The organism is Sphingobium sp. LMC3-1-1.1, from assembly GCF_040676285.1.
In the GTDB taxonomy this organism is placed as follows: Bacteria; Pseudomonadota; Alphaproteobacteria; order Sphingomonadales; family Sphingomonadaceae; genus Sphingobium.
The window spans coordinates 256,159-271,337 of the sequence record NZ_JBEGHQ010000001.1 but is presented as its reverse complement, the minus strand read 5'-3'; the positions used below and the strand labels follow the sequence as shown (position 1 = coordinate 271,337).

Genomic DNA, 15,179 nt, shown 5'->3' with positions numbered 1-15,179 from the left:
CACCCATGGCCGACGATACAAAACCCGTCTATCTCCGCCTTCGGGAGATCATCGCCGCTTCGATACTGGACGGGGAATTTCGCGACGGAGACATGCTGCCGTCGGTGCGCGCGCTTGCCGCGCAGCAGGGCGCCAATCCGCTGACGGTGGCGAAGGCCTATCAATGCTTTCAGGACGATGGACTGATCGTGGTGAAGCGCGGCGTGGGCATGTTCGTTGCCGACGGCGCTACCCGGCGACTGCGGGAGGCCGAGCGCATGCGCTTCCTGGAAACCGTCTGGCCGCCCGTGGCGGAGCAGATCAGGCGACTGGGGATCAGCGCGGCCGATCTGGGGGTCGAGCGGGTCTAGGGATCGGCATTCTGTGCCGGGCAGGGGCGGAAGGCCGGGCCGGGTGGATGAATTCGGGATGTCGGCAAACGACCAGAAATCGCCGTCCGCAGACAGTTTTTGCTTTCCCGACATCCGTCGTTACCTCAAAACTGTGGACACCTTTGGGTCTACAGAATGGCGACGGTGTGGGATGACGATATTCATTTTGTTATTAGCAGCGTCTGCGTCGCCGCTGCCGCCAACTAACTCTCTGACCGAATATAAAAAGTGCTTAATAGGTAGCCGACAGGATGAGGCTCCACCTGGATCGCCGGTTGAAGCTATGGCAGCCGCGATAGTGAGGTGCGGGGCAAAGCGTGAAGCTGCAATTACACTTTTACATGCGGATGCACCAAAGGACGAAGAAGCGCGAAACAGGGCAGAATTAGAGCTTATCCAACAGGAAATGAGTTTGATCTGGACGCAGGCCCGGCAACGTTTGCCGATATCAGTTCATAGCGACAGATGGGGTTCTAACGGGCCCTGCCTATGAGGTCCGCTTTCAACGAATACCGACCAAAAGCCGACAGTCCGCAATCCACCCAGATCAGTCGGTCCGCACAGCGGGGAACGCCCTCAATTCTGCATCTGATATTGCTTCAGCAGGTCGTAGAGCGTCGGCCGGCTGATCCCCAGCATCTTTGCCGCGCCTGATATGTTGCCGTCCGTCCGGGCGATGGCGCGGCGGATCGCGCGGCGGTCCGCCATTTCGCGTGCCGCCTTCAGGTTCACCGCATCGCCGCCTTCGGCGCGATCTCCGTCGAGGTCGAGATCCGCGGCGGTGACGTGCTTGCCGTCCGCCATGATGACCGCGCGCTTCATGCGGTTTTCCAGCTCTCGCACATTGCCGGGCCAACCCCATGCGTCAAGCGCCGCCAGTGCATCCGGCGCAAGGCCCTTGACCTGCGGATTCATGTCCTTGGCGAAGCGGCGCAGGAAGTGTCGCGCCAGCAGCGCGGGGTCGCCCGGCCGCTCCCTGAGCGCGGGAATGCGCACAACGATCTCCGCCAGGCGGTAATAGAGATCCTCGCGGAAGGTACCCGCGACGATCATGGCGTCGACATCCTGATGCGTGGCGCAGACGATCCGCGTGTCGACCGCAATGGGCTGGCGTCCGCCGATCCGCTCGATCGCCCGCTCCTGCAGGAAGCGCAGCAATTTGACCTGCAAGGCGAGCGGTATGTCACCCACTTCGTCCAGGAAGAGGGTGCCTCCCTGCGCCTGCTCGATCTTCCCCGGCACGGTCTTGATCGCGCCGGTAAAGGCGCCCTTCTCATGGCCGAACAGCTCTGCCTCCAGCAAGGTTTCGGGGATCGCCGCGCAGTTGATCGCGACAAAGGCCCCTTCCCGGCGCGGGCTGGCATCATGCAGGCCCTGAGCCAGCAATTCCTTTCCGGTTCCACTTGCCCCCAGCAGCAGGACGGAAACGTCCGCAGCCGCCACCCGCTCTATGGTGCGCGCGACCTTCATCATTTCCGGCGCGGCGGTGATCAGCCGGCCCAGCACGCGCCCGCTTTCCGGCGCGGTTTCGGCCATCCGGGCATTTTCCCGCTCCAGCGCATGGACGTGGAAGGCACGGCGGACGATCAGCCCCAGCTCGTCAATATCGACCGGCTTCTGGTAAAAATCATAGGCGCCGCCGGAAATGGCCTGAAGCGCGCTTTCCCGCGCGCCATGGCCGGAAGCGACGATGACCTTGGTATCCGGCTTGATGCGCAGGATCTCCGCCAGGGTCGCGAACCCCTCGCTGGTGCCGTCGGGATCAGGCGGCAGGCCGAGGTCCAGCGTCACCACATCGGGCGCCTGCTCGCGCAGCATCTCGATCGCTTCCTCGCGGTCGCCGGCGATGAAGAGCTGATATTCCTCATAGGCCCAGCGCAATTGCCGCTGCAGGCCCGGATCATCCTCCACGATCAGCAATTTCGGTCGCGTGTCGCTCATCAGGCGGCCTTCCCCCTCATATCCTGTTGCGCCAAGGGCAGGCGCAGCGTGAACCGGCTTCCCACGCCGGGCTTGCTTTCCACATCGATGCTCCCGTCCATGGCCTGCGCAAGCGCCCGCGCCTCGAACGCGCCGATGCCAAAGCCCCCCGCCTTGTTGGAGGAGAAAGGCTTGAAAAGTTCGCGGCGAATGAATTCCGCGGTCATCCCCCGGCCCTGGTCGATCACCGCCAGCGAAGCGCCCTGGTCATCGGCGGACAACCGCAGTTCGACGGAACTTTGCGGCTCGCTGGCGTCGATCGCATTCTGAAGCAGGTGGGTGACGATCTGTTCGACCCGCGCAGGATCGGCCATTACGGGCGGCGCGTCTCCGGTCACGCTTATCTCATGCTGGCGCGAGCGGGTGCGCGCGACCTGTTCCGCCACATCGCGCAGCGCCATGGGACGGGGTTCCTCCGCACGCCCCTTGTTATGCTGCGACAGGCGGGCGAGCATATCGTTCATCTTGCCCACCGATTCCTTCAGCGTCAGCACCATGTCGGCCCGGAAATCCGGATTGTCGGCGTGCCGCTCCGCATTGCGGGTGAGCAGGGAAAGCTGGCTCACCAGATTCTTGACGTCATGCATGATGAAGGCAAAGCGGCGGTTGAACTCCTCGAAACGCTGGGCATCGTCCAGCGCCTGTTGCCCCTGCGCCTCGCTCAGATAGCTGGCCGCTTGCCGTCCGGCGGCGCGCAGCATGTCGAAATCCTCCCAGTCCAGGCGCCGGTCGATCGGCGGGCGGGCCAGCAGGATCGCGCCGATCAGCCGGCCGAAATGGATCAGCGGCACCAGCGCCCAGGCGCGGCGGTCGAGGCTCATCCAGCCCGGCGCGCTGATTTCCCCGGCACCCGAAGGCGGGCGGTCGATGTCGATGATCCAGCCGCTCTGTTCGATCAGGGCGGCGAGCGGCGCGGGCACGACCGATCCGTCAGGCCTCTCGCCCTGCCAGTTCCAGTGCGTTTCGAACGCCAGCGCGCCGTCATCCGCGCGCAGCATCAGCAGCGCTGCGGGAGAATCGGTGATGTCGGCCACTGCCTTCGCCACCCGTTCCCCCAATGGCAGGGCATTGTCGCCCGGACGGCCTATGGTGTCGCCAAAACGCATCCATTCGGTGCGATAGTCATAGCGGTGCTGGAAAAAATGCTTGGCCACCTGCACCTTCCAGAAGGCGCGCAGCCGGCGGGAGGGCAGCAGCACGAGCGCGCTGACGGCCAGGAAGAAGACGCAGCCGATCTCCACGACCCGCGCATAGGGGCCGGCGACCAGTTCCAGCAGCACCGCCGCAGCAGCCAGCACCACGACGTAGAGCGCGATCGCCGCGAGCGAAAGCGACTGGAAGGTCAGCGCGCGCGACAGTTGCAGCCGTCCGGCCATGTCGGCGCGCATGCCCGCCCCGATCACCGGCGCCAGCAGCGCCATCATCGCCCCGCGCAGGGCATAAAGGTCGCTCGCGCGATCGATGGCAAAGGTGGCGATGGCATAGAGATTGAGGTCATATGTCCACATCGCCGCCAGCGCGCCCAGCAGCAGCGCCACCCGTTCCTTTTCCCGCGCCGGCCAGCTGACATAGAGGTGATGGACCAGCATCAGCCCGCCGATGGCGGTCATCATGTGCAGCACCAGCGAGACGTGAAGAAGCGCGCGGTGCAGATCGCTCGATGTCGGCAATTGCCGCCAGATGAGATCGGTAAATGTCTGGAGCAGGATGATCCCCGCCACGGCGGCGTAGACCGAGCCGATCGCCAACAGGGGTTCGCCCCGCGCCGCGCCGTTCCGGCGCATCATCGCGAAGAGCAGCAGCAGCCAGGCAGCGTTGCGGATATTCTCGCCAATGCCGGTCAGCGGCTTTTCGACCCCGCCGAAGGAAACATAGAGCGACCAGCAGGAGGTCAGCAACAGCGCGGCCGCCAGCAGGCGCTGTTCGGCTGCGTCGTCCCGGCGGCGCAGGACGAAGATGCCGAGCGCCGCGAACAGCACGGCGGCCAGGGCATGACCCCAGTCCCCGATGAAGTGCAGCAGGCTGCTCACCGCGCCCCCTCTGGCCAGAGCACGACGCGCAGGGTCTGGATGAGGATCAGCAGATCAAGGAACGGCGTGTAGTTCTTGGCGTAATAAAGATCATATTCCAGCTTGTTGCGGGCATCCTCTATCGATGCGCCATAGGGATAGTTGATCTGCGCCCAGCCGGTGATGCCGGGCTTTACCATATGGCGTTCCGCATAATAGCGCAGATGCTGTTCCAGATCCTCGACGAACTGGCGGCGTTCGGGCCGCGGCCCGACGAAGCTCATCTCGCCCTTCAGCACGGTCCAGGTCTGGGGCAGTTCGTCGATGCGCAGCTTGCGCAGCCAATAGCCGAGGCGCGTGATGCGCGGATCATCCTTTTCCGCCCACACCGCCTGGCCGGACAGTTCGGCATCCTGCCGCATCGTGCGCAGCTTCACGATCCAGAATTCCTCGCCATAGAGGCCGATGCGCTGCTGGCGGTAAAAGGCAGGCCCCTTGCTGTCGAGCTTCACCAACAGCGCGGCCAGCAGAATCATGGGCCCGGTCAGCAGCAGCAGTATCGAGCTGGCGATCACGTCGAACAGCCGCTTGGCGATGCTGGACAGGCGGCGACCGGCGGAAAAGCCGTCGGAGAAGATCAGCCAGCTCGGATTCACGCTGTCCAGGTCGACGCGGCCGGTTTCCCGTTCCAGGAAGGTGGAGATCTCGTTCACATGGACGCCAGTGGTCTTGATGCGCAGCAGGTCGCCCAGCGGCAGGGCGTTGCGCCGTTCCTCCAGCGCCAGCACGACCTCGCTCGCTGCCAGGCGGACCACGAAATCGGCGAGATTGTAGATGGCGCTGCGGTTGATCGCCTCCGGGATCACCTGCACGCCATCGTTCATGGCGATATAGCCGACGACAAGAAAGCCCGATCCCTTGCGCTGCTCGATCTCGCGGATGCGGTCGGCGCGATTGCCCGCGCCCAGCACGACCAGACGGCGCTTGAACGCCTCGCCACCCAGCATCGAGCCCAGAAGAATGCGGATCCCCAGCAGCAGGGCAATGGAAAGCCCCATGGCATAGAGCGAATTGGACCGCCACAGGGTGATGTCCGGCAGCAGGAAATGCATGACCGACAGGAACAGCACGCCCAGCGAAATCGCCACCAGCAGGCGCGCCAGCGCGTAGCGGATCGATTGCAGCGCCTCCGGCCCATAGACGCCGACCGCGATCATCGCGGTCTGGATGGCGATGCTGAAGCTGAGCAACGGCGCGATGCGAGTCGCGATATGATCGACGTCCATGCCGATCTGGCGCGCGCGCAGGATCCACCCGCCCTCGGCCGCCGCCATCAAGAGCATGAAGTCCAACAGGCCGAGCAGCAGAACAGCGTGCGGCACATAATGTTTGAACAATCTGATCATTCGTCGCGCGTTCCCGCTGCGCCCTGCGGGCAGGTGATGGCCGGATCATCTTACAGGCACTGTAAGAAAATCCGACACTGGCCGGCAGAATGCACGACAATCACAAAGATTTTCTGAACGACATCATCGCTGCGGGCCTTTCGCCCGCGACAGCGCGCTGGAAATGGGAACCGGTTTTCCGCTTGTTACGAATGACAATAAAGGCGCAACGCGCTCCACCGCACGGCTGGATGCCGCGGGGCGATCAATTGCGCTTGTGGAGGGTGTCGGCCGCGTTCCTGGCAGCATCGCCCACCACATGGGCGGCGCTGTCGACAGAGTCCACCGCCTGCGTCAACGCGTCGGTGCGGCTCGTATCGCGTTCCTTGGTCATGTAGAAGAAGCCGATTGCCAGCACGAGGGCGATGGCGACCAGCAGGAATATGATCAGGCTCCCCCGTGACCGGCGTGGCAAGGACCCCGGCCCGAAGGATTCGTCGTCACGACCTCCGTCCATTCTCCTTCTCCTGATCCTCGTATGCCGAGGTGGAGAGTATAGCACAGATCAATCGGGATCGGAGTCGGTATCTGCGTTGCCTTCCCTGACTTCCCGGCCGCGGCTCAATCTGTCCACATCGTCCATGATCTCGTCCAGTACGGCGCCCTCGCTGCTTTCCTGGCTCCGGCGTGACGGCAGTTCGCCATTTTCCAATATATGTTCGAGCGCGGCCCGACCGCGCGCCACGCGGCTCTTGATCGTGCCCACGGCAACGCCGCAGATTTCGGCGGCCTCCTCATAGGCGAAGCCACCCGCGCCGACCAGGATCAGCGCCTCCCGCTGGGGCTGCGGCAATTGCAGCAATGCGCGCTGCATGTCGGACAGTTCAACATGCTTGTCCTGTCCGGCGGGCGCCGCGAGCAGGCGGTCGGCCGCCAGATCATCCCAGTCGCCCCGGAAGCGGGAACGGCGCATCTGCGACAGATAGTGATTGCGCAGGATGATGAAGGTCCAGGCACGCATGTTGGTGCCCGCCTGGAAGCGGCTGCGCGCGGCCCATGCCTTCAGCAGCGTTTCCTGCACCAGGTCGTCGGCAACGTCGCGATTGCCCGACAGCGATCGGCCGAAGGCGCGAAGATGGGGAATGACGGCAGCCAGTTCCCGCTTGAAGTCCGTGTCGGACAGCGTCTCCCGCTCAACATCCTGACCTACGCCTTCGCTCATGGAAACAACCCCTTCACCGGCTGTCGCCCTCGCTGCATGAACGGAAGTCGTCAAAGCCATATGTCCGCCCGCATCCCAATCTTTTTCTTCTCAAGGACCAATTGCCGCAGAAGCATTCAATAGCCCCACAATATCACAATCATCACGATGATCGCGAGTGTCAGCGAAACGCCGAGAATATATCGCACCACATGCGGCGTGGAGCCCGCACGGGCCTCTTCCGTCGTAATGTGCCGCTCCTGTTCGGCCATGGAGTCTCTCCCGATCGTTACGCATCAATAACGCGAGTCGCGGACGGGGGTTCCCCTTTTTCCAGCCTATTTCGAACGCCGACCTGAATGTCAGGCCGGGGCGGTGGCTTCGTCGAAGAACAACGCCTGCGAAATCGCGGCCTTGACCGTCGAGCGCTGAAAGGGCTTGGTGATGAGGAAGGTCGGCTCCGGCCGCTCGCCCGTCAACAGGCGTTCGGGGAAAGCGGTGATGAAAATCACCGGCACGGAGAATTCGGCCAGTATGTCCTTTACCGCGTCGATGCCGCTCGAATCATCGGCGAGCTGGATGTCGGCCAGCACCAGGCCCGGCCGTTCGGCCATGGCCTCGCGAACCGCATCTTCCCGCGTCACGGCGATGGCGGTGACTTCGTGGCCCAGGTCGCGGACGATGGTTTCTATGTCCATCGCGATGATCGGCTCATCCTCTATGATCAGCACCTTGGCGCGGGTCTGCGCCTCGATCTCGCCCAGCGCTTCCTTGACAAGCGCCTCGACATCGTCGCTGTCCAGGCTGATCAGGTAACCGACGTCGTCGACGGTAAAGCCCTCCAGCGCGGTGAGCAGCAGCGCCTGGCGCGGCAGCGGCGTGAGGCGGGCAAGCCGCGCCTGCGCGATCGCCTCCTGCCCGTCCGCGCCGTTCAGCACCGGCACGTCTTCCAGATGGGATGACGACCAGATCGCGTGAAAAGTCTTGTAGAGCCCGAGACGTGGGTCGACATTCGACGGAAATTCGTCGGGCGCCGCCACGATCGCTTCCAGCGTGGCGCGGACATAGGCGTCGCCATGCGCCTGGCTGCCCGTCAACGCGCGCGCATAACGCCGCAGGAAAGGAAGGTGGGGGTGCAGTTGCTGACCAAGCGACATCTGTAAAACTTCTCCCAGCCCATCGGGCGCCTTGTCCCATGTTAAAGCGATGCCTTAACCCAATTCCGAAACATTCGCCGGATCGGGAGGATGGATGGACGATGCCGACGTGGCAAGCCCCCTGCCCCCCTTTTCAGAATGGAAAAGCTTCAGGCATGAGCGCCCAAATCCCCTCCATTCTCGCCGCCGACTGCGCGCGGCGGGCAAAAAATGCTTCGCGAAGGGAACCAACAACCCACCGATTTGTTTCACTGCCGTTCGGTTTTTTCGAAAAACTTTGGAATTTTGTGTTTTTATTTCCCGGACGTCGAATTGACGTCAGTCGGGGAAAGCCGCAAACAGAGCAGGCTGGCATGACATTGGCTGCAGAGGGACGTGTTTTGGTTGCTTCAACGACGGAACGGAATGTGACGGGAGGGGACAGGAAAGATGTCGGCACCAACACTCCGGATTCTGGTGTGAAAGGCAATGTCGCCCGAAAGAAGCGCGCCTTGGCCGCGAAGGACGAGGGGCAGGTCGCCAACGCCCTGCGATCTGTCTATCAGCGCGCAGTCGATGAGGATATTCCTTCGGAAATGCTTGACCTTCTGAGCAAGCTCGACTGACTCTCCCTGACGGCCGGACCCGGGGAGCCGGCAAAAAGCGGAGGGGACATGGGGCATCTGGTAAAATCCGGCAGGCGGGCAACGCTTCCTCGAACAGATCGGCGTTTGATGTTCAGCGTCAGATAAATGGACAAAAGCCCCCCTCCGCCGCCAGAAGCAGGCCCGCCGTCAACGGCCGCCGCTTCCTTGCTCAAAAGACTGAACACCCTGTCCCAATCGACCGGCGTCAAGATGTTCCTGATCCTGACGCTGGCGCTGTTGCCGCTGGGCCTGATCGCGCTGGTGGCCTCGCTCCAGGCGATCCGCACCACTGATCTGGAAAAGGAAGCGCTGCTGCGCATCGCGGTGACGCAGAGCGCGCGGAAATTGTCCGCCGACCTTGCGTCGGATCGAACGGCGCTGATGCTGACCGCCAATGCTTTCGAGACGTCGGGGCTTGATCCGGCGATGTGCGCGCGCCTTTCCGACTTCCTATCGTCTCACGATCGTGGCGGGGGCCGCTATTATATCTACGACCGGCTGGGCCGGAAGTTCTGCGGATCGAGCCTGCCCGAGCCGGCGGGGCTTTCGCTGTCGGACCGCTTCGACGATGCCGCGGCGCAACTGCTGCCGGGCTCGCCCTATCTGGTCAGCCGGGCCAGGAGCGCCAATGGCGCGGTGGTCGCCATCGCTTATTATTCTCGCGCCCGTCTGGAGACCATGACCAACCCGGCGGGCACCATGCAGAACCGGCAGATCAGCTTGCACGACGGCGAACGCAGCCTGCTCATCACCCACCCGGCCAGCCTTGAGGGCGGACGGAGCACGACGCTGTCCGCCCGGCTCGACCCGCCCAACATCGTCCTGACGATGACCGTGCGCGATCCGCCGGTCACGATCGCGCGCATGTTGTCGCTGTTCCTGCCGCTGGTGATGTGGTTCGCCGCGGCGGCCATTGGCTGGTTCGTCGTCAATCGCCTGCTGATCCGGCCCCTTGTGCTGCTTCGGCGCACGGTGGCGGCCTATGAGCCGGGCGAAGTTCTGGAGCCGATGCGGCGCATCCGCACGCCGGCGCAGGAGATCGTCGCGCTGGGCAACACATTCCGCGCCATCAGCGAGGATGTCGCCACCCATGAGGCGGAGATGGCAGAGGGCCTGGAAACGCAGCGCAAGCTGACACGGGAAGTCCATCACCGGGTCAAGAACAACCTGCAGATCATTGCCAGCCTGATCAACCTGCATGCGCGATCAGCCCATGACGCCGAAGCGGTCGAGGCCTATGCGACCATCCAGCGCCGCGTCGATGCACTGTCGGTCGTGCACCGCAACCATTATGCGGAGCTGGAGGAGCATCGCGGTGTCGGCGTCCGGTCGCTGATCAGCGAACTGTCGGCGAGCCTGCGCAGCACTGCCCCGGCCGAAGCGCGCCGATTCGGCATTCAGATCGACAGCGACAATCTGCACATCAGCCAGGATGTGGCCGTGCCGGTCGCCTTCCTGCTGACCGAACTGGTGGAACTCGCCATGCTGTCCGATCCACGCACGGCCATGCGCATATCCGTGCAGCTGGAACAGGGCCGGACGGACCGGGCGGTTCTCCATATCCTGTCCCCTGCGCTGCGCGGATCACCGGACATGACCGCGCGGCTGGAGGAACGCTATGGCCGCGTGCTTACCGGCTTGTCGCGCCAGTTGCGCGCGCCACTGGATCATGACCCCGACACCGGCGACTATGCGATCGCCATCACCGTGCTGCAATAGCCGCCGGGAAGGCCATTCATCCAGCACATTGCGCGAATTCCGAAGGCGTCAGGCCATCAGGCCCGCTGATAATCCCGCCGGAAATCAGCCGCGAAGCGCGCAAAGCGCCCAGCGGCGATGCTGTCGCGGATCTCCTGCATCAGCGCCTGGTAGAAGTGGATATTATGCTGCGTCATCAGCATCGCGCCCAGCATCTCTCCGGCCTTGACCAGATGATGTAGATAGGAGCGGCTCCAGGTCGCGCAGACGGGGCAGGCGCAGCGGGGATCGAGCGGCCCCCTGTCCTCTGCGAAGCGGGCGTTGCGGATATTGAGCGGTCCCGCCCATGTGAACGCCTGTCCGTTGCGCCCGCTGCGCGTCGGCAGGACGCAATCGAACATGTCGATCCCGCGCTCCACGGCACCGACAATGTCATCGGGCTTGCCCACGCCCATCAGATAGCGCGGCTTGTCGACGGGCAGCATGCCGGGGGCGAAATCGAGCGTGGCGAACATCGCCTCCTGCCCCTCACCCACCGCAAGGCCGCCCACGGCATAGCCGTCGAACCCGATGTCGATCAGCTTTTCCGCTGAAGTCCGCCGCAGCCCCTCATCCAGCGACCCCTGCTGAATGCCGAACAAGGCAGCGCGTTCGGCATGCTCGCCCCCCGCGTCGAAGCCATCGCGCGACCGCTTCGCCCAGCGCATCGAACGCTCCATGGACTTGGCCGCCTCGTCATGGGTGCAGCCGTTCCGCGTACATTCGTCGAAGGCCATGACGATGTCGCTGTCCAGCAACCGCTGGATCTCCATCGATCGCTCAGGGGTCAACATATGCCTTGACCCGTCGATATGGCTGGAGAAGGCTACGCCATCCTCGCTCATCTTCGTCAGCGCGCTGAGGCTCATCACCTGGTAACCGCCGCTATCGGTCAGGATCGGGCGGTCCCAGCCCATGAAACCGTGCAGCCCACCCAGGCGGGCCACGCGTTCCGCGCCAGGGCGAAGCATCAGGTGATAGGTGTTGCCCAGGATGATGTCGGCACCGGTCGCACGCACCTCGGCCGGGCGCATTGCCTTGACCGTGGCAGCGGTGCCCACGGGCATGAAAGCGGGTGTGCGAATCTCGCCCCGGCGCATCTGGATGGCACCGGTGCGGGCCTTGCCGTCAGTCGCGGCGATCGAAAAGGAAAAGCGGGAATGGGTCACGACCCGCGCTGTACGGTCCAAAGACGCGCCAGACAAGGCCGCAAAGCGGGGGTTCACCCCTTCTTGCGCAAGCCGTCCAGCGCCACGATGGCGTCTATGTTGAAGCCTTCGACGCGGCGATAATTGCCGATGAAGCCCAGGCAGTCGGCAGCCAGGCTGAGCTGCCATGACTCCCCTTGCGCGTCGTGCAGCAGCAGCGTCACAAGCTGCCTGTCGGTTCGGTGCGTGTTCATGACTCGGAGGGGTAATTAATAAAGGTTAACAAAAGGCTGAAGCGATTTCTTGCCGATTCTTCCCAAGGCGCGTTTGTTGCAAAGATGCAACCATAAGCCTTTCGAAACATGTTTTCGCGCGACATTTTCGCAACGATTACCGATTAATTGGTTAATTCGAGAACAATGTGCGCGGGTGCGATTGCATAAGGCCCGCAACCCTGTTTTGCTGGCCGCAGAGGTGATTTGGGGGCTCATATGGTTGATTCCGGGCGATTTAATTCCACGCGTGAACATGTGGACGACCTGACGCCCGCCCATGTTCCAGAGGATGTGGTGTTCGCCTCAACGGCAGATAGCAGCATATCACGACCGGAAATCGGCACCTCCACAATGTTCGATCTGGGGCAGATCGACATAAGCTGGGATGCGGATGCCGCTGCCCTCTGGGCGTTCATGACGCCTTCCGATCGACCCAACTACAGCATGCCGATGCTGCGTGACATCAGAATATGGCAGACAGAGACCCGTCGCCTGTTCGATGATGGCCTGCTTCCGGTGAAATATATGGTGCTGGGATCGCGCTTTCCCGGCGTGTTCAATCTGGGTGGCGACCTGGAGCTCTTTGCAAGCTGCATAGAACGTGGCGATTTGCCTGCCCTTATAAAATATGGCCATGCATGCATCGACGTCGTGCATCGCGCATGGCGCAATGCCGACGTGCCGGTCGTCTCGATCGCGCTGGCGCAGGGCGATGCATTGGGCGGTGGATTCGAAGCGCTGTTGTGCTTCGACATAGTCATCGCGGAACGGAGCGCGCGCTTTGGTCTTCCTGAAATGCTGTTCGGACTTTTCCCCGGGATGGGCGCCTATTCCATCCTCGGCCGAAAACTGGGTCACCGAATGGCAGAACGCATGATCCTTTCGGGCAAGGTCTATTCGGCGGAGGAAATGGCCGATATGGGAATCGTCACCATCCTAGTGGATGACGGCGAAGGTGAACAGGCGGTGCGGGACTATATCGCCGAGAACCAAAGGCGCCATGCCGGCCATGTCGGCGTGTTCGAGGCAGGTCGCCGCGTCAATCCGCTGGAATATGCAGAACTGAAGGATATCGTCGAAAAATGGGCGGCCACGGCCCTCAAGCTCGATATCAAGGACGTCAGGATGATGCGCCGTCTGGCTTCAGCCCAGACCCGGCTTCACAAATAGCCTTTCTCAGGCGCGCAAACGATCCTGGGTTGATGCCAGACTTTGTGTCTCTGCGTGAACACCTTGCATCATCTCAAGTATCTGCGCTGCGGGAATCGGCCGGCTCAGCACGAAGCCCTGGACATTGGTGAAGCCCATCTCACGGGCGCAGCGCAGTTGATCATCGGTCTCGATCCCCTCGGCCACCGTTTCCACGTCCAGAGAATGGGCCAGATAGGCAACCGACTGGACGATCGCCCTATGGCGTGAATTGCCATCCACGCCGCGCATGAAGCTCTGGTCGACCTTGATCGTGTCGAAGGCATAGTCCCGCAGATAGCCGAGGGAGGAATAGCCCGTCCCGAAATCGTCCAGCGCCAGCCGCAGGCCAATGCGCTGGAGGTCGGACAGGATGAGGTTAGTCCGGCCGCTATCCTCCAGGAAGATCGACTCGGTTACTTCCAGCTCGAGCCGGCGAGCCTTCAGCCCCGATAGCATCAACGCCGCGATCACCGCACGGGGCAGGCCGTCACTCTTGATCAGCGCCGGGGATATATTGACCGCGACGCGGACATTCTCATCCCATTCCATCGCGTCCTGGCAGGCTCGTTCCAATGCCCAGGCAGTGATCGGCTCGATCATCGAGCAGCTTTCCGCGATAGGAATGAACTCCGCCGGAGAAATGCGGCCAAGCGTCGGATGGTCCCAGCGCATCAGCGCTTCGCAGATCGCGATCTTCCCGGTCGTCGTGTCGAAGATCGGCTGATAGTGCAGCATAAGTTCATTGTTCGCCAAGGCGCTGCGCAGACCCATTTCCAGCTCATAGGTCCGGTTCTGCCGCTCCTTCATCGACCAGGTGAAATGCGCGTGACGATTTCGCCCGGCATGCTTCGCCTGGTAGAGCGCCATGTCCGCATGCTGAAGCAATTCGTCGCCATCGCTGCCGTCGCCCGGCGCTACGGCTATCCCCATGGAGGCAGTCACGCCCAGCGTGTAGCCGCCCACGTCGAAGTCATGGGTGAATTCCGTCATGACATCGCGGGCGATCAGTTCCGCATCCTGCCGATCCGCGTCCGGACAGATCAGCACAAATTCGTCTCCGCCAAAACGCGCGACATGGCCACGCCCGTCCAGCGCATGAGACAGCCTTTCGGCGACCCTGCACAAGAGCTGGTCGCCGATCATATGCCCTAGGGAATCGTTGATTTCCTTGAAGCGATCGAGATCCATCCAGAACACCGCCATCGGATCGTGACTGGATCGTCGTCCGTCGAACAATTCGCGCAGCCGCATCTGCATCGCCATGCGATTTTCGACACCGGTCAGGCTGTCGAACCGGGCCAGCCGCTCGAACTTGATAGCGAGCTGGGATTTCTCATATTTGCCCTGCAATGCCTCCACAACGATGCGATGCGTCGTCTTGGTGATCTCTGCCATGGCAAAAATCATCAGGAACAGCATTATTGCCAGCACCCTGTAGCCAAGACCCCCGGAAATGACCAAGCCGAGACAGGTGGGCAACAGCGCAAAGCAAGTTTGGCCAATGGCGATATGGACGCGGCCGGCATTCCGCCCTGCAATTCCGCCAGAATAGGCCGCTACCAGGCAGACACTCAGAGTATGCAGCTTCGCATCCGCGCTTAACAGAAGGGTGACGAACGCCATTATCCCCAATAATGCTGCATAGCCCCATGCGCCCAGTTCATAGGCCAATCCCCAGACAGGCTGCGATACATTATGTTGGTGGGCAAGCTGTCGTTGGAAATACACCGCCGAAATCGACCGGCTGAGGCCGACGAGGCAGATCAGGATCGCGATCACGGTGATGGCGGTGAGGTGCGCATGCCAGGCAATCACCAGCCCAAGCGCACCGCCGGCGACCGCGCCGATCATCAGGGAAGCCGGGGAAGCGTAGAGAGATTTGACGAGATTCGCTTGCACTTCAGCACTTTGCTGAGTGTCGGGCGTCATGCGCCCGCGCAAGAATGCGATCAAGTTTCGTCCAGGGCGTGACACGTTGGCACCACCATTGCCCAAACATGATTTCCATTTGGTAAATCGGCGCGCCCGGAAGTGCCGTAAAAAAGGGGATCGTTACGGAATCAATCGGGCATTGAGGATGATCCAGCAGGGTGATGCAG

At 62.4% G+C, this 15,179-nt stretch carries 14 protein-coding genes; 4 read left to right on the top strand and 10 right to left on the bottom strand.

The annotated features are described in order from the left end of the window. The first annotated feature begins 5 nt into the window (after nt 1-5). Nucleotides 6-350, top strand: a complete 345-nt coding sequence (locus MRBLMC3_RS01445) for a GntR family transcriptional regulator (protein WP_133651779.1) — start codon at nt 6-8, stop codon at nt 348-350. Between the two features lie 597 nt (nt 351-947). Here the strand turns inward: MRBLMC3_RS01445 and prsR are convergent. From prsR to MRBLMC3_RS01410, 7 genes are all read right to left on the bottom strand, one after another. Then, complete coding sequence (gene prsR, locus MRBLMC3_RS01440) at nt 948-2,312, bottom strand: PEP-CTERM-box response regulator transcription factor (protein ID WP_363753938.1); 1,365 nt, start codon at nt 2,310-2,312, stop codon at nt 948-950. After that, nucleotides 2,312-4,381 (bottom strand): XrtA/PEP-CTERM system histidine kinase PrsK, encoded by a 2,070-nt coding sequence (prsK, locus tag MRBLMC3_RS01435; RefSeq protein WP_363825327.1) that lies wholly within the window; start codon nt 4,379-4,381, stop codon nt 2,312-2,314. Before prsK ends, prsR begins: the two co-directional genes overlap by 1 nt. Further along, entirely contained in the window at nt 4,378-5,766 is a 1,389-nt protein-coding gene (locus MRBLMC3_RS01430) for a TIGR03013 family XrtA/PEP-CTERM system glycosyltransferase (protein ID WP_363753933.1), read from the bottom strand. Before MRBLMC3_RS01430 ends, prsK begins: the two co-directional genes overlap by 4 nt. Before the next feature lie 244 nt (nt 5,767-6,010). Then, on the bottom strand, nt 6,011-6,262 hold the full coding sequence (locus MRBLMC3_RS01425; protein ID WP_363753930.1) for a hypothetical protein: 252 nt from the start codon (nt 6,260-6,262) through the stop codon (nt 6,011-6,013). 48 nt (nt 6,263-6,310) lie between these two features. Continuing rightward, the gene (locus MRBLMC3_RS01420; RefSeq protein WP_363735186.1) at nt 6,311-6,967 is read right to left on the bottom strand and encodes a sigma-70 family RNA polymerase sigma factor; all 657 of its coding nucleotides are present in this window, start codon (nt 6,965-6,967) and stop codon (nt 6,311-6,313) included. Nucleotides 6,968-7,083: 116 nt separating this feature from the next. Continuing rightward, complete coding sequence (locus MRBLMC3_RS01415; RefSeq protein WP_363735187.1) at nt 7,084-7,218, bottom strand: hypothetical protein; 135 nt, start codon at nt 7,216-7,218, stop codon at nt 7,084-7,086. A 90-nt stretch (nt 7,219-7,308) separates the two neighbouring features. Then, a complete protein-coding gene (locus MRBLMC3_RS01410) occupies nt 7,309-8,103 on the bottom strand; it encodes a response regulator (protein WP_133651773.1) in 795 nt (264 codons plus the stop codon). A gap of 155 nt (nt 8,104-8,258) precedes the next feature. Between MRBLMC3_RS01410 and MRBLMC3_RS01405 the strand changes: the two genes are divergently transcribed. Together MRBLMC3_RS01405 and MRBLMC3_RS01400 are read left to right on the top strand one after the other, a co-directional pair. Further along, nucleotides 8,259-8,708: a NepR family anti-sigma factor gene (locus tag MRBLMC3_RS01405; protein ID WP_363735188.1), complete on the top strand. Its 450-nt coding sequence runs from the start codon at nt 8,259-8,261 to the stop codon at nt 8,706-8,708. A gap of 231 nt (nt 8,709-8,939) precedes the next feature. Continuing rightward, nucleotides 8,940-10,448, top strand: coding sequence for a sensor histidine kinase (locus tag MRBLMC3_RS01400; protein ID WP_363735404.1), 1,509 nt, complete (start codon nt 8,940-8,942; stop codon nt 10,446-10,448). Nucleotides 10,449-10,504: 56 nt separating this feature from the next. Here MRBLMC3_RS01400 and tgt read toward each other — a convergent pair whose 3' ends face one another. Further along, nucleotides 10,505-11,635, bottom strand: coding sequence for a tRNA guanosine(34) transglycosylase Tgt (gene tgt, locus MRBLMC3_RS01395; protein WP_363826593.1), 1,131 nt, complete (start codon nt 11,633-11,635; stop codon nt 10,505-10,507). Nucleotides 11,636-11,688: 53 nt separating this feature from the next. Next, a complete protein-coding gene (locus MRBLMC3_RS01390; RefSeq protein ID WP_133651770.1) occupies nt 11,689-11,868 on the bottom strand; it encodes a hypothetical protein in 180 nt (59 codons plus the stop codon). Nucleotides 11,869-12,105: 237 nt separating this feature from the next. Between MRBLMC3_RS01390 and MRBLMC3_RS01385 the strand changes: the two genes are divergently transcribed. Then, complete coding sequence (locus MRBLMC3_RS01385; protein WP_363825324.1) at nt 12,106-13,059, top strand: crotonase/enoyl-CoA hydratase family protein; 954 nt, start codon at nt 12,106-12,108, stop codon at nt 13,057-13,059. A gap of 6 nt (nt 13,060-13,065) precedes the next feature. Here MRBLMC3_RS01385 and MRBLMC3_RS01380 read toward each other — a convergent pair whose 3' ends face one another. Then, nucleotides 13,066-15,009: a putative bifunctional diguanylate cyclase/phosphodiesterase gene (locus MRBLMC3_RS01380; protein ID WP_363826591.1), complete on the bottom strand. Its 1,944-nt coding sequence runs from the start codon at nt 15,007-15,009 to the stop codon at nt 13,066-13,068. Between the last annotated feature and the right edge of the window lie 170 nt (nt 15,010-15,179).